The organism is Dietzia sp. DQ11-71, from assembly GCF_014144995.1.
Taxonomy (GTDB): domain Bacteria; phylum Actinomycetota; class Actinomycetes; order Mycobacteriales; family Mycobacteriaceae; genus Dietzia; species Dietzia kunjamensis.
In genome coordinates this window covers 1-14,850 of the sequence record NZ_JAALDT010000287.1, presented here as the reverse complement: position 1 = coordinate 14,850, position 14,850 = coordinate 1, and the positions used below count along the sequence as shown (strand labels likewise).

Genomic DNA, 14,850 nt, shown 5'->3' with positions numbered 1-14,850 from the left:
CAGCATCGAGCGCCACCGCGGTCGCCTCGTCCGCCTGCTCCGCGGCCCGCTTCCACGCCGCGGCCCACACCGAGGCCACCATCGCCGACATCGCCTCCGACAAATCCGGCGCCGCCGGCACATCCCCGGCCGCCCCGCCAGCATGCTCGCGCATCCACGCGGCCACCTCGCCGATCCGCACCCCCGCTTCGCGCTGCACGGACCGCACGGTGACCTTCTCGCCCCGCGCGAGGAGTACCCCATAGGCGCGAGCAATCTTCTCCGACGTCGACATGACAGCCCCTCCGAATTAGGTATGCGGTAACGGGTAACCGGTAACGTTTCTGGTTACCTACGTTACCGGATTCCGCGCTCGTTGGGTAGCTCGTGCGAGGTGTGTCGCGGCGACCGTGGGGATGGGTGTCCGTCGGCGCGGACACCTTCGGCGACGAGCCAGACGGGGCCCGCGGGCGGCGGGCGGCGGGCGGCGCGTGGGGGCTGGAGCTATCCGGCGGTGAGATTGTAGATATCCAGCACGGCCGCCAACGCGGCATTGTCCGCCGGCGGCGCGACCGGCTGGCCCGGGCCTGCGTCCAGCGCGCCGGCGACGTCGTCGCGCAGCCACACCGCCCAGCAGGACCACTCTGTTCCGTGTTTGGAGTAGTAGTGCACGCCCAGCGCCCGTGCGCCGCCCACCAGTGGGGCGGCCGCCAGCGTGGCGGCCAGTTCGGTCGTCAGATGACGGTCACCGCTACGCGTCTGCGCCACGGTGATCTCGCCGATCCCTCGCTCCCACAGTGACTGTGGAATATGCGAGGCCAGGTAGGTGATGGTGCGCGCGTGTTCGATCTCCACGAACCATCCCGATGCCGGCAGTGCCACCGTGTACAGGCGGTGGGCGTACAGCCAACCGATGTCGACCACGCCGGGTGGCCGAACCCCCAGATCGTTCCAGTCCTGGGCGATCAGAGCGTAGAGATCGGTATCGCCGGGATCATCGAGGTACTCCTGCGCCCGGTAGGGGCCGCCGACCTTCAATGCGCCCAGCAACTCGCCGTACGCGCCCTCGGCGCTACTGGCGCAGTAGATGGTCTGCTCGCCGGGCAGATCGAAACGGTTCCACCCCGCCCGGTCCTCGCTGCTACTCACGCCTCGAGTCGGCGGGTTGAGCACCCCATAGGAAGGTTTAGCCAACCGATAAACGGTCCGTCCGCCGGCCGACAGCAGCGCCAGGCCCGTGTTCGCGCAGACCGTGACCTCGACCGTCACGGGCAGCATCCTCTACCGGCGCACATACTCACCACGGCCACTCTAGGTGGCCCTCCACTGCTCGCCGGGCCGGCCCGCAGGGCAGGGTCACGGGGCGAGCTTTAGTTGTCGGTGCCGTCGACGAACGCCGCGGCAGCACTCATCACCGGCTTGAACTTGCCCGCCGCGATCGCCATAAACGGCGGCTGCTCATCCAACCTGGGGTTCGCGCCGATGAACCATGCCCGGGCGACATCTGACCCCTCGGACGTCGCGACCGCCACCCACGCCCGGTGCGCCACCTGCAGCCGCTGCAACGCGCCATCACGCGGCACCGGACCACCGTCGGCAGACCACTTGTACGGCAGCTTCCTGTCCCGCACACCCGCGGCCACCGCCACCACCGTCGGCCCGAGATGCTGCACCAGCTGACGCGCCAACTCCGCGCTCGACAGCCTCATGGTCTCGGTATGCGCCAAGATCGCCTGATCCACCACAGCCATCGCCCGAACCCCCTTGCGTCAACTCCCGCGACCACCGCCAATCAAGGCAGTAGACGACTACGGGCACCCTGCCCAACACCGTCAATGCTACTCAAATGCCACCAATCGGCAACGCCCGGCGTCCACCGAGTCCGCCAGCGCACCAGCAGCCACACCCGGCGGTGGCTCGTAGGCGGCCTACCTCGCCTCTGTGCGCTCGGGGCCTGGGCGGTTGGCGCTTTCAGAGTCAACCGACGCGACTTGCCGCAACGGGCATAATTCCCCGCAGCAGTTGACGCACCAAGAATGGACAGATCTATGGCTCAGCACTTCCAGGTCAGATACACCGACGACATCGACGGAACCGACCTAGGCGAGGCAGCAAACACTATCGCGTTCGCCTTCGAGGGCAAGGAATACTCCATCGACCTCAGCGACGACAACGCCCAGGCGCTGCGAGAGGCCGTGGCCCCATACATCGAGGCCGGCCACCGCGTGACCGGAAGAAACACCAAGGCCGCAAGAAAAACCTCCGCGAAGACGCCGTCCGCAGAGACCAGAGCTATTCGCGAATGGGCCCAGGCCAACGGCTACGACGTCTCCGACCGCGGACGCATCCCCGCCGACGTCATGCAGGCCTACCACGCCGCCAACTAACCCTTTGGCGCGGCGAACTGGAGAAAAACACGACCCCACCAGGAGCGATGTAACTGGTAGGAGCGGGTGTTCGGGAGTCGGGAGTAGGAGGTCTGATCGCGGCGTCTCGGGCGGCGAATTACTCTGTGGCACTCTCCATACCGGTAACAGGAGTCGTTTCCCGTTACCCGTTCCCCTGTTACCGATTGCCCGGTGATTCTGGAGGACCAAAACTCCCAGTGTTTCCCTGCCGCTGGAAACTGCGCCAACTTGCACAGCAAGTTGACCAGTACAGCCTGCGTGCCGGTCCTCAGAATTCAGGGCCGAATCAGGACTTTACGGCCGGCCTCCGTGAGTCTCACCCATTTGGCCGTCGACGGATTGTGCACGTCGGTGGCGGGGTACTCCAACCATCGCCGACCGCGGGCGATGCGTTCGCGTATACCAGCCTCGCTCGTGTCCAGGACTCGAGCGCACCAGGAGATTCTCCGCTCGCTGGTGTGTGCTTGGAGCGCGATGAGTTCGAGCACGTCGGGAGCAAGTTCGCCCCGCCCTGCGGCTGAGCGAGCGTCGTTACCGAGAACTGGCGGCTGGTCGGGATCGCGGCCGTATATAGGATCCTGCATTGCGCTAGCGCGGATCAACCAGGCGGTGCTGGTCCCAAACACCCAAGGAGGACGGCAACCACGATGATTCCCGCTGGCTGGTCAAACACCCCGAGTGGGCGACCCAGGAATACTGCGGCGAACAGCACCGGCGCCTGCATCGTGGGCGAACGCCACCACGGCGTCGCGCTACCGCCCCAGGGGCGGACGTCAAGGTTCCCGGTATGCCCGCGAGAGCCCGAGCGGCGGAGCTCGATCAACGCCAGGAGTCCGAGGATGCCGATCATGGCTGCAGCGATGCCAGCTGCCATCGGCACACTCCCCGGGATCTCGTCCGGGTTTACGACAACGCCCAAGAGACCTGCACTGGCAAGCCCAAAACCTACTTCGACTCCAAGAGGCGTGCGTTCCGCCGCTCGGCGTTTTCGCCACGTGCGGACTATTTCGTCCTCCGTGAATTCCCCGGCGTCCTGGCTGCGCATACCTTCAAGTTAACTACCGCCAAGCGAGACCCGGTAACGACCTACTGTGACCCGCGGAGGCGACCGCCCGCCGGTTCGCCGAGCACCGACCCGACCGCACCGAGGTGCCCGCCTACGCCGACGCCGGGTGCGTGTTCGACGTGCCGTCCGACTACGCCGAGGAACGGATGGGCGGCTCAGCGAACGCCAACGCCGCAGCGCTCAAGGACAGCGACCGGATCCTCGTGGAACAGCTCGCGGCCTGGTCGCGAGAGTAGACCCGACGGACCCGGCACCCTCGCGAAGAGCGTTACGCGCGCACGCCGCCACGGCGGCCTCCCAGGGCTAGCACAACACCCCTGCTACCGATTGTTCGGTAATTCCCGGAGAATCACCTCTGGCCATGCTCGCGTACGGAGGCGATGTATTCGGCGTATGTACCTGCCGCGTCGACGGCGTGGCGCTCAATGGTCGATGGGTGATAGCCCAGGACATCGGCGATGATGGCGGCCGGGGCGGTTTTGCTGAGTTCATGCAGTGTGCCGAGTCGGGCGGCGCGGGCGCTGACGAGGTGGTCCCGTAGCCGGAGGCGTAGGTGCATCGGATCGATGTGCATGCCGGGGGAATGCCCTCTGAAGACCCAGTTGCTTCTCGGGTGAGCGGCGGTCTGGTCGTGGCCAGGGTTGGCGTGGAGTTCACGCCACGGCCCGTCGAGCGGGGCGGGCAACACGATCGGGCCGCTGCCGAGCGTAATGGTCGCCAGGCCTTCGGTTACGGTGATGTCGTCCCAGTTCAGGGCCGCAATATCTTGGATCTGTTGGCCGAAGACAAGGACCAGAATCGCCGCGGCCTTGTCTCGTGCGGTCAGGGTGTCGCCGTCCACTATTCGGTCGAGGGCGGCGTCCTGGTCGGTGGCGCTGAGTGTGGTGCTGTTACCGCGGCGATGGCGGGGCACGGTGAGCCCTTGTGGGGCGTTCTTGGTGTCCATGGCCCAGCCGAGGAACCGCTCGGCGAGCAGTCGCGTGGTCGGCCCGCCGGCGATCCAGGCGTCGACCTCGCCCTGGCCGACGTCGGCGAGCGCGATGTCGCGCTCGCCGAGCCAGTTGAGGAAGTTGATCGCGACGGTGACGGTCTGTTTGCTGCGCAGGAAGGTGCCGTGGGGGACGGGGTCCATCTGGTTCATGCGCCGCAGATGATGCCAGCGGATATAGCGGTCAATGACGGCCCGGTGGGTGTCCTCGGTCAGCCTCTCCAGTGCTGTGTCCGCCCAATCTTGGTAGCGGACAAGCAGCTCGTCACGTCGGGGCAGGACACCGTGCTCGACCAGGAGCCCGCGCACGTAGTCGCGGGTGCGCGAGCGTGGAAGTGCATCGATCGCCTCGTGGGTGAGCTCCGGGAGGGAGGCCAACTGGTTCAGGAAGTCGGTGACGTGCCGCTGGCGGATCCAGGTCAGTCCACTGTTGGCGCGTTTCATCGATTTCAACGCCTCAGCCAGGGGGATAAGCCTCTCGGCGATGGTGCCGGTGTCCGGGTTGGTCAGCAGTCCGTCGACGGTCTCGCTCAGTGCGCATGGCCAACACAGGCCGGCGCGGTAGATCTCGTCCTCGGCGCCGCAGCGCACGCAATCGATGTTGAGGGTGATCTGGGCGCACGCCCGGCAGGCCGGGCGCCCTTCTACTCGGCCCGGTAAGACGCCGATGTGGCCGCATTCGCAGGTGCCGCGGGTGCGTTTGGCCTGCTGGTAGCAGTAGCCGCAGATCTGATCGTCCGGGCCCCAGGTGACCACCAGGGGGTAGCCCAAGCCGCAGCGAGCACACGGGCACTCTCGACGTAGGTCCGGGTCGTCGGGTTTGCGGGGCCTGGCCATCGGTACCGGTCACTCCTCGTTGTCGCCCCGGACGAGTCTCACCCGGCGGGCGATCGGCTGGCCGGGTGCCACCCCCAGGTCTTCCGGCCGCTTCGGCGCCTGCGCGGTGGCTGCTGCCCGCATCTCCACAAATGGCTCGAACAACTCACCGGGTTCGCAGTCGAGGATGTCGCAGAGCGCGGCGAACGTGCGTGCCGGGATCCGCTCTGGTGTGCCGGTCACCAGCCGGTAGACCTGACTCTCGGACAGGTTGATGCCGCGAGATCTCAACAATGGCACCAGCTCGGTGCTCTTCCACAGGTTGCGGTGCGCCATCTGCGTCCGCAGATTCCAGCGATACCCGATGCGTCGTTGCTCAGCCATCAGCGTCTCCGTCCTGCGTCCTGCCGCGGCCGTCCAGCCGCGAAGCGATCATGCGCTGGATGGTCTTCTGTTTGAAATCGTCGCCGACCGAGGTGTAAAGCCCGGTGACCGACGCATAGGCATGACCGACTTGAGTCTGCACGAACGCGGGGTCGTAGCCGGCCTCGATCAAGTGCGTGACGTAGGAGTGTCGCAGGCAGTGCAGTCCGAGCTCTTTCGGCAAGCCGGCGCCCTCGCGGGCGGCAGCGAAAGCATCACTCAAGCTACCCACTCTTATCCGCTCGGCGCGCTCGCTCGGCCATAGCGCCGCCGATCGGTCAGCGGTGGCGAAGTGCCGCCGGCCACGCTCGGTGATCCAGAATCGGAGCAGGTCAACCACCCAGTCGAACTCCGGGACCGTCAACACGGTTCGTCGTCGCGGCCCCGACCCGGTGGTGCCTTTGGCCCACCGGACGGTCACCGCGCCGAAGTCGCCGTACGCAGGCACATGCGGGTTGGGGCCGAAATCCTGCACGTCCAACATCGCCACCTCGCGACGCCGAAGCCCAAAGGCGTAGCAGACCTTGAACGCGATCGAGTCCCGCAACAGGGGAAGCCAGCGCTTACTCCCAGCAGCGAACTCACGATCGACCCGGTCGTCCACGTCATCAAAGAGTCTCTGCAGCTCCGTGGCTGTGAAGGCCCGGCGGCCAGCCGGAACAGCATCCTCGCAGGTGTGCCGCGGGGTGTTCCACTCGAACGCAATCTGCGCCGGAACATCGTCGAAGACCCGTTGGCACAGCGCACCCCACCCGTAACTCGAACTCGAGACGTAGGCACAGAACATTGCGATGGCATTGCTGTCCGAACGCAGCGTCGTCCAGCTCACCGGCTTCTCACCCGAGCGCCGCCCAGCCATGTAGTCATCCAGATCGACCGGTCGCCACGACCACGGGAACGTCCCGGCGAACTCCTGGAACCGGCGCAGCACCCCGCAGCGCCCGTCGATCGTTGCTCTCGTCAGCCCACGCGCCAGCATCTGCGCCCGCCAACCCTCGACCATCGCTTCAAACACGCGGTCCTCAGCGCGGAACAGGCCGACCTCACCGTCGCGCAACAGCCGCGGAACGAATCCCGGGACACCGTCCACGCCGACCTCCAACCCGTGGAAACCTGCATCTAATGCAAGAAACCTACGGCACGCTGGACCGACACACAAGCATCACATCCGCGGCGCCGACACCACGCCAGCCAACCCCGCCGCCCACCAGCACAAACCCCATCATCCCAGGTAGACGGCAGTAACCGCACCTACCACTACTCCCGAGAGTTAAACGCCGATAACTATTATTATGTAAAGTCGCCGATGCCGAGTTGTAGATTCTGCGAATTCGACCCCCCACGTCACTCACAGGAACGTCCAGGTTCGCACCGTTACCTGTCCTGCACTTAACCGAGCATAGAAACGTTGCTTTGCCGCTCGTCGGACGTTGATCATCACCACGGTTTTGCGCGTCTGATAGCCATCCGTTAGGCAGAATCACGCCCTCGTGGTCCAGTGAGCCGTCACTTCGGTCATCGTTCCACTGAGTGGCGGACCGGGGTTTCCGTACCGAAGTAACGGCTCGTTGGGATCAGCCGCGCCTGACGCTGTCGAGGACCGACTGCGGGACCCGCAGGTGCCGCGCGCGGACGAACTCGCCCAGCCCTTTGGCCTGTGTGTCCAGTGCGATGTTGCTCGCGGTGCCCAGGCCCAGCCAGCCGGTGACTGACACGCCAAGGGCGCGCAGGCTCGGGATGGCCCATAGGTGCAACTCAGAACGCGCTTCGGGGGGCAACAACGTGGCCACGTTCTCCGGCGTCCACCAGGAGGTGAGGAAGTTGTGGGCCTCGTCCGAGAGCGCCCAGATCCCGAGAGTGGCGTTACCCCCCTTGTCTCCAGAACGGCTTCCGGCGATTCTGCCCAGGGGTACGGAGACGGCGGACCCGTCGTCGTCATACTTCTCGACACCGACCACCGGTAGCGGTGACTCCTCCCCCGTCGGCGCCACCGCAGCGCGGTCGATGGTCCACGTACGGTCGTCGAAAGTGACGCGCTCGTGCACTGCGTCGGCCGAGATCAGGGCGGGCCAGAACAGTTGGCGGCGACGGGCGCGGCTGGGCGGCGTGGTCAGCGCCATGCCCGGGAAGCCACCGAGCACGATCTCCACCAACGCTCGAGAGAAGCGGTTGACCAGGTCCTTATCCGCATCCGCCACTGCGATGCGCAGAAGGGATGTGCCCTGGTCCAGGGTTTGGGGATTCTCGGTCTCCTCTCCGATGAGGTTCACCACCACGTCGTCGAACGCGGCGCGGCCGCCCGGGATCTCCGCCCACAGTTGGCGAAGGCAAAATTCTGCTTTGGCGCGGCGATGTAAACCTGTGACCAGTACGGACATCTCCGCGGACCAACCGTAGTCCGCCACGATTCCGGCCTTCAGTGTCTCCGGGACGCGTTCACCGAACGCGCCGGTGACTCGCACGCGGTCGGGACCCTCTTGCTCAACCTGCAGTCGATCGAAGCGGGCCAGGACATCTGGGTTGGCGTAGGCCGGACCGTTGATCTCGTACAACAGTTGGGAAATCACTGTCTCGGTGGTGATCATCCCACCGGTGCCGGGATGCTTGGTGATGACGCAACTGCCGTCCGCCTCGACCTCCGCGATCGGAAATCCCGGGTGCTCGGGATGATCGATCTCGGTAAACAACGAGAAGTTGCCACCGGAGACCTGCGAACTGCACTCGATGATGTGCCCGGCCACCACCGCGCCCGCCACCGCGTCCAGGTCTGACGGTGTCCAGCCGTAGTGGGCGGCGGATGCAGCCACGATGGGCGAGGCGTCCGAGACGCGGCCGGTGATCACCACGTCCGCGCCGGCCGCGAGCGCCTCGACGATCCCCCAGGCGCCCAGGTAGACGTTCACTACGGCCGGGGTGAGGCCGGTCTCGGCGAACGGGACGCCCGAATCCAGATGCTCGGCTCGCCAGCCTCCGGCGTGGAGTCGGTCGAGATCACCGCGGATGTCGTCCCCGTCGACGACGGCGATCCGGATGTCGACGTCCCGGGCCGCTGCCGCTTCCGCCACCGCCGCTGCACATCCGGCGGGGTTGACCCCGCCCGCGTTGGCGATGATCTTGACACCGCGGTCCTTACAGGTGGCTAGGACCTCGGAGATCTGGTCCACGAATGAGGTGGGGTAGCCGGCGTCGGGGTCTCGATCGCGCTGCTTGGCCAGGATGCTCATGGTGAGTTCGGCCAGCCAGTCGCCGGTCAGGTAGTCGATCGGGCCGCCGGCGAGCATCTCTGCGGGACCGGTCTTGCGGTCGCCGAGGAAGCCGCTGCAGTTGGCTATGCGCACGGTCATGGTGTGCACCTTCCTATTATGGCTGGTCCTGGTCTAGCGCAAGCGCGGCTAGACCAGGGCGAAGATCGCCGGGACGGTCAGCAGGGCTACGTAGAACGCCATGAACTGCACGCCCGCGTGGAGCTTGAACACGCGGGAGAGCAGACCACCGACGAGGCCGACGGTCACCACCACGAACACGCCGTAGACGCCGCCCTCCCACACCGCCACCATGAGGATGAGCGCGGCGAAGGCAGCCACCACGGCCTCGTGGCTGACCTTGCGCATGACGAACGACGCGGCCGGCGCGGCGAACTTCATCGCCAGCGGGTACACCACGATCGCGGCCACGAGTACACCCAGCAGGCCGAATACGAGGAACTCCCACGAGTTCATGAACGTGTGGAGGTTGTTGACCTCGCCGGTCTCGCTGTCCACGGTGAACCGGGGCGGCGCGTTGAACAGCGGCGCGGCCGGGCCGACAGACATCGGGCTGAGCGGGAGACCGAAGGCCACCAGCGGGATCAGCGTCTCTCCCAGGTAGGTGGACTCGGTGGTGCCGTTCTTGACCGCCATCTTGGTGGTCAAACGGTGGTAGGCGTTCCTCGGGAACCGGCGGATCGCCTCGCCCACGATCACTGTCATGGCGACCGGACTGAAGACGAACGTGCTCGAAGAGACCGCCGACGCCGCGGCAGTGAGTCCGACCTGGCGCTTGTCGAGAATGGTGAGAGGATTGGGGAAGTACTTGCCCGTTCCCGCCGAGGACACCGACATATGGCGGGTCTCCACCTCGTCCCGACGTGCCTCCCTCCGACCAGCGGGCGAGGAGACCAATAGCAAGTCCAGGATCAGCGGACCCGCGGCGATTCCGAGGAAAAAGCTCACGGTAAGTGTCTGGCCGCCGAAGTCGGCGCCGATCGCGCGCAGTCCCAAGACGAGCATGACAAACGGGATGATGACGAGCACACCGGCGATCCGGGCCGGCGAGAAGAACGCGATCAGCACAGTGGCGATCAGGAAGATCCACGGCGCCGCAGTGGTGACGGCCTCGGCGAACGGGCTCAGCAACCCGGCGATGCCAACCGAGACCGGCACGGAGATCAGTGCGGCGATGATGCCACCGCTGATCGCCTTCCTTAGCGCGATGTGCGGCACTCCGAGTCTGCGGAGCAGGTTGGCTTCCTCGAGGAGCGGGATGGCCATGGTGTCGCCCGGGATGCCGAGCATGGTGGTGGGGATCGCATGCGTCAGGTGCTTGGAAACCACTGCAGCGATGAAGAAGGCGAAGATTCCGACCGGTGGGACCCCGAGGAGTACAACGAGCAGAGTGAGCGGCGTGATGGTTGCCGTTTCGTCGGTACCTGAGACCAAGCCGAGCGCGCCGAATACGAGGGCGCCGATGAGTGCCCAGAGTAACCCGGTGGGCAGGTCCTGGATGATCTGAGTGAGGATCACTTGTCGTCTCTTTCACTGGTGCGCATCGCGCGATGCTCGGCTTCCACGAACGCGTCGTACAGGCCGAGGGTTCGCATCTCCTGCTGGACTTCCAGCGGAGCGGCGGACGTGTCGCCCAACCCTCCGGGTTCGTTCTCGAGCTCGCGGAGCGTCTCCTCGAAGGTCGTGCTCTCCTCTGGCGACCCCGTGGTGACGATGCGCTGCGGTCGGAAGAACCGGGCGTTGAGGACTGCAGTGATCACGACAACTGCCAGGCCGATCAGCAGGGAGTAGGTCTTGGCGATCTCGGCGTCTTCCATCACCCCGGCGAGCAATTTCTCGGCCACCAATAGAGCGATCAGAGTGGAAACGACGCTGATGAGCAGGGCTTTGAAAAGGTTGCGGGTGTTGACAGTCTCGTTCCATACGCTGACCAGCTCCGGCTCAGCGTTCGGATCGACGGCGGGTTTCAGGTCATCGGCCATCGCGACGTACCTCCTCGAGGATCTCGGCCGCACGCTCGGCGCGGATGGCCTTGTCCGCAACCATGCGTGTGGCTACGGCAGTGATCTCCTCGGCGGTCAACGCGCCGGCAGAGACCGCGACGTTTCTGGCGTGCAGCGACATGTGACCGCGCTGTACTCCTTCAGTGGCCAGCACACGCAGGCCGGCCACATTCTGGGCCAGGCCCACCGCCACGATGATCTCAGCGAGCTCCGAGGCGGTGGACACATCGAGCATCCGCACCGCGGCCTGCGCGCCCGGGTGCACCTTGGTCGCGCCACCCACCAGACCCACAGCCATGGGGATCTCGAGCGAGGCCGCCAAGTTGCCGTCGGCGTCCTTCTCAAACCGCGTCAGCGACGCGTACCGGCCATCGCGCACAGCGTGCGAGTGGATGCCCGCCTCGACCGCGCGGGTGTCATTTCCGGTGGCCAGCGTCACGGCGATAATGCCATTGGTGGCGCCCTTGTTGTGCGTGGCCGCCCGGTAGGGGTCAGCGTCGGCCAGGGCGGCGGCGTGGACGATGTCGTCGACTATCTGCTCTCCACCCAGCTGCTCCGCGGAAAAGACGGCGCGGGCACGTGCCAGCCGCAGGTCAGCCTTGTTGCTCAGGATGCGCAGGAGCGTGCGACCGCGGGCGATCTCTCCCACGCGGTCGGCGAGTGCCTCAGCCATGGTGTTGACCGCATTTGCACCCATCGCGTCGCGGACGTCCACGATCAAGTGGAGCACCACATAGGTCTGTGACTGGGCGCCGACCAGCTGCACCTCGATATCGCGGACGCCACCGCCGAGCCTGACGAGCATCGGGTCCTGCTGATTAGCCACCTCGATCAATTCGTCCTTCACCTCGAGCAGGCGCAGACGCGCGGCGTGGGGATCGGCCACATCCACCACTTGGATCTGCGCTCTCATGATCGGCTGCGAGGAACTGGTGGTAAACCCGCCGCAGGCGCGGGCGATCCGGGCTGCATTGGAGGCCGCGGCCACCACCGACGGCTCCTCGGTAGCCATGGGGATCAGGAGGTCGCGGCCGTTGATCGTGAAGTTCGCCGCGAAGCCGATCGGGATGGGCAGCACTCCCACCACGTTCTCGATCATGTGGCCGGCCTGGTCCAGCGACAGCGCGGTGGCCGGGTCCCAGGCCGCGAAGTCGTCCTCGCCGAGCGGGGAGTTCTCGGCCACGACCGCTCGGCGCTCGGCGAGGGTCAGGTCTTTGAGTCCGGAGATCCGGCTATTCACCATGGCAGTTCGTCATACCTTCACTAGTCGAGAGTTCGCCGAACACGACGTACCCGGCGTAGGCCACAGCGACACTATGACCGCGCTCACAGCAAAACAATGTGTGCGCAACACAGGAGTAAGGTCTAATTTGTGCCACCTACACACCCGGCCCGTACCTTTGGCATTCCCGGTGCGGTTGCCACCCGCCTGCTTAACTGTCTCGTCGAACGAGATTCCGAGGCAGTGTTCGACACTCGCCTCCGCGAGGCCGAATCCGGACTTCCGGACACATCCGCCGCTGAGCTACGGGAAGCCGCCTACGCCGTGCGCAGCGCACTACGGACCGAACGTCGCCGCGCCGCCCGGATGCAGGAAGTGCACGAATCGACCGGCGAGCTGGTGGCCATGCACAACGTGGACGTGGTGCTGCGAGAGATCACCTCCCGCGCCCGCCGGATCCTCGACTGCGACTACGCATACCTCAACACTCCGGACGAGGGCAGCGACGAATCATTCGCCATCCGCGCATGGAGCGGGGACCTGGCCCCCGAGTTCCTGGGCGTGCGCGTGATGCCCAACATCGGCGTGGGTGGCGTCGTTCTGCAGACTGGCGAGCCGTTCCAGGTGAGCAACTACGCGGCCACCTCGAGGATCGCCAAATCCCCTGGTTACCTCAAGCTCCTGTCCGCGCAGGGCATCTCCACCTTGCTGGCCACTCCCCTCACCATCTCGGGCAGAATCACCGGCCTCCTCTTCGCCGCCCGGACCAAGCAGGAAAAGTTCTCCGACGACGAGGTGTTCCTCCTGACGGCCCTCGCTCAGCACGCCGCGATCGCACTCCAGAATGCCGAACTCGACGAACGGCGAAGCAGGGCGATGCACGAGTTGTCCGTGGCAGCCGAGCTGAGCGAGGCCAAGCGCGCCGAGGAAGAGCGGCAGTCCCGGCTACACGCCCGCCTCAGCTCGATCGTCCTCGACGGTGGAGACGTCTCCGAGGTGCTAGCGGCAGTGCAAGACGAGTCGGGTGTCGAATTGGCCTACGTCGACCGAGCTTCGGGCCCGACGGTCGCCGTGATCCGCGCAGAATCGCCGACCGGAAGCGACACCCGCACCGGCGGTCTCGCCGACGTGCCCCAACCCACCTCTCTCGCCTTTCCCCGGGGCGAGCTGCCCCCGCCCGTTGTTCGCGAGGTTCGGGAAGGCCGCCGGCGCTGGTCCGCGATCGACGTGGTGGCCTACCACCGGCTGCTCGGGCATCTGGTGGCCACTCAACGTGCACTCGAAGACGATTCCCTCGCCCGGTTGCTGGAGTGGACCTCGCAGGCGGTGGCCTTGTGCCAGCTATCCACCCAAGCCCTGGCGGACGCGGAGCGCCGATCTGCCACTGAGGTGGTGCGAAAGCTAGTCACGTCGTCGTCTACTTCTTCCGATCTCCGCCGCAAACTCCAACGCTCCGGAATCGGTGACCACGGGCTTCGGATCCTGTTGTGCGATCTCGCGGACGAGGCGGTGAGGTTGCGGCTCACCGCCTGGACCGTGCGACACGGCGGCATGGCGGCCGTGGTGGACGAGTCCGCGGTGGTCCTGGCGCCTGCCGGCGTTGCCGGAGCGCTGTGGTCGCTGGCTGAGCAAGTGTGCAGCGAATACGGGACCAACGTGGTGTTGGGAAGGAGCGTCACAGATCTCACACTAATCCGGTCTGAGTACACCAATACCCTTAAATCGCTCCAGCTCGCGCGTGCACTGGGATACCGAGGCGAGACGCTACGCGCGGAGCAATTCGGCATATTCTCTCTGCTGTTCACAGACCCCGACGCCGACGACCTCGACTCGTTCATCAGTGCCCAGGCCGGGCCCCTCCTGGAGAGCGATTCCCGTCATGGCACGGCCCTCGCCGCGACCGCGTTGGCGCTGTTGGATCATGCAGGGAGCTTGCGTGCCGCGGCCGGCGAGCTCGGCGTGCACCCAAATACGGTGATGCAGCGAGGAAGCCGCATCGCGCGGCTGCTGGGCCCACAGTGGCGGGAGCAACCGCGGGCGTTCGAGATCCACGCAGCATTGAAACTAGACGCACTACGGGCCGCACGGCGATAATACGAGCGCGAAGGTGACGCCGGAGCCATCGACAGCCTCATCCCCTCACTAAACCAATCACGCGTTCAGCCAAGGTCGCGTTCCCCGATGCGATACTCGCTCGCCAGCCGTAGAGCACACGGCGCTCTCGCTGCAGCCGGTAGAACCTTTGCAAGATTGGGCGGATCGCCAGTCCGCTCCCGGCCCGGGCTATGCCTCGTTCATATCGCCGAGCACACTGCGTGACCTACGTGTGGACAGGTGTCGGGCCGGCGCTTCGCCTCGCTGTGACGATCGGCTGCAAGCGCGGCCGGCGTACGGCGTACGCGACGCCCAAGCTCAAGCGGCGCCACGCACCTCCTGCGCCGCGACCCGGCGCAGGAACAGATCACTGTCCGCACCAGCTTGGCCCTGCTCAGGCATTGAGCTAGACCTGGGAGGGCGGGTCACCCCTCACCCCCAGCCCATTGCCTCCCGAACCCGGGTTACCGTGTCGTGAATTTGCTCGGGACCGGCCACCGCGCCGATGTCGATGACCTCGCGGTGCGCCTCTCCCTGGGCTAGCCGTTTAAACCTGGATCCACCGATGAGATGAACTTCTAGCGCGGT

General features: G+C 65.9%; 13 protein-coding genes. 3 read left to right on the top strand and 10 right to left on the bottom strand.

Annotation, left to right across the window (positions count from 1 at the left end; all coding sequences use genetic code 11):
• From G6023_RS10690 to G6023_RS10680, 3 genes are all read right to left on the bottom strand, one after another.
• The coding region (locus G6023_RS10690; protein WP_182635445.1) for a DNA-binding protein at window positions 1–274 on the bottom strand (274 nt) is incomplete at its 3' end.
• Window positions 275–483: 209 nt separating this feature from the next.
• On the bottom strand, window positions 484–1,248 hold the full coding sequence (locus G6023_RS10685) for an RES domain-containing protein (RefSeq protein ID WP_182635443.1): 765 nt from the start codon (window positions 1,246–1,248) through the stop codon (window positions 484–486).
• Between the two features lie 101 nt (window positions 1,249–1,349).
• A complete protein-coding gene (locus G6023_RS10680) occupies window positions 1,350–1,730 on the bottom strand; it encodes a hypothetical protein (protein WP_182635440.1) in 381 nt (126 codons plus the stop codon).
• Between the two features lie 297 nt (window positions 1,731–2,027).
• On the opposite strand from G6023_RS10680, the gene G6023_RS10675 reads away from it, so the two are divergent.
• Both G6023_RS10675 and G6023_RS10670 read left to right on the top strand, forming a co-directional pair.
• Entirely contained in the window at window positions 2,028–2,366 is a 339-nt protein-coding gene (locus G6023_RS10675; RefSeq protein ID WP_182635438.1) for a histone-like nucleoid-structuring protein Lsr2, read from the top strand.
• Window positions 2,367–3,536: 1,170 nt separating this feature from the next.
• Window positions 3,537–3,689, top strand: a complete 153-nt coding sequence (locus tag G6023_RS10670; RefSeq protein WP_176475187.1) for a hypothetical protein — start codon at window positions 3,537–3,539, stop codon at window positions 3,687–3,689.
• Window positions 3,690–3,802: 113 nt separating this feature from the next.
• On the opposite strand, the gene G6023_RS10665 is transcribed toward G6023_RS10670, so the two are convergent.
• The 7 genes from G6023_RS10665 to G6023_RS10635 form a co-directional block, all read right to left on the bottom strand.
• On the bottom strand, window positions 3,803–5,197 hold the full coding sequence (locus G6023_RS10665) for a site-specific integrase (RefSeq protein WP_342744917.1): 1,395 nt from the start codon (window positions 5,195–5,197) through the stop codon (window positions 3,803–3,805).
• Window positions 5,198–5,287: 90 nt separating this feature from the next.
• On the bottom strand, window positions 5,288–5,641 hold the full coding sequence (locus tag G6023_RS10660) for a helix-turn-helix domain-containing protein (RefSeq protein WP_095719476.1): 354 nt from the start codon (window positions 5,639–5,641) through the stop codon (window positions 5,288–5,290).
• The gene (locus G6023_RS10655; RefSeq protein WP_182635436.1) at window positions 5,634–6,770 is read right to left on the bottom strand and encodes a tyrosine-type recombinase/integrase; all 1,137 of its coding nucleotides are present in this window, start codon (window positions 6,768–6,770) and stop codon (window positions 5,634–5,636) included. Before G6023_RS10655 ends, G6023_RS10660 begins: the two co-directional genes overlap by 8 nt.
• Before the next feature lie 484 nt (window positions 6,771–7,254).
• On the bottom strand, window positions 7,255–9,024 hold the full coding sequence (locus tag G6023_RS10650; RefSeq protein WP_182635434.1) for an acyclic terpene utilization AtuA family protein: 1,770 nt from the start codon (window positions 9,022–9,024) through the stop codon (window positions 7,255–7,257).
• A 48-nt stretch (window positions 9,025–9,072) separates the two neighbouring features.
• Window positions 9,073–10,461: a tripartite tricarboxylate transporter permease gene (locus G6023_RS10645; protein ID WP_347570760.1), complete on the bottom strand. Its 1,389-nt coding sequence runs from the start codon at window positions 10,459–10,461 to the stop codon at window positions 9,073–9,075.
• Window positions 10,458–10,925, bottom strand: a complete 468-nt coding sequence (locus G6023_RS10640; RefSeq protein ID WP_182635432.1) for a hypothetical protein — start codon at window positions 10,923–10,925, stop codon at window positions 10,458–10,460. Before G6023_RS10640 ends, G6023_RS10645 begins: the two co-directional genes overlap by 4 nt.
• Entirely contained in the window at window positions 10,915–12,189 is a 1,275-nt protein-coding gene (locus G6023_RS10635; protein ID WP_182635430.1) for a hydroxymethylglutaryl-CoA reductase, degradative, read from the bottom strand. The genes G6023_RS10640 and G6023_RS10635 overlap by 11 nt, the downstream gene beginning before the upstream one ends.
• A 222-nt stretch (window positions 12,190–12,411) precedes the next feature.
• Here G6023_RS10635 and G6023_RS10630 point away from each other — a divergent pair, with 222 nt between their 5' ends.
• Window positions 12,412–14,262, top strand: coding sequence for a GAF domain-containing protein (locus G6023_RS10630; RefSeq protein ID WP_182635428.1), 1,851 nt, complete (start codon window positions 12,412–12,414; stop codon window positions 14,260–14,262).
• The last annotated feature ends 588 nt before the right edge of the window (window positions 14,263–14,850 follow it).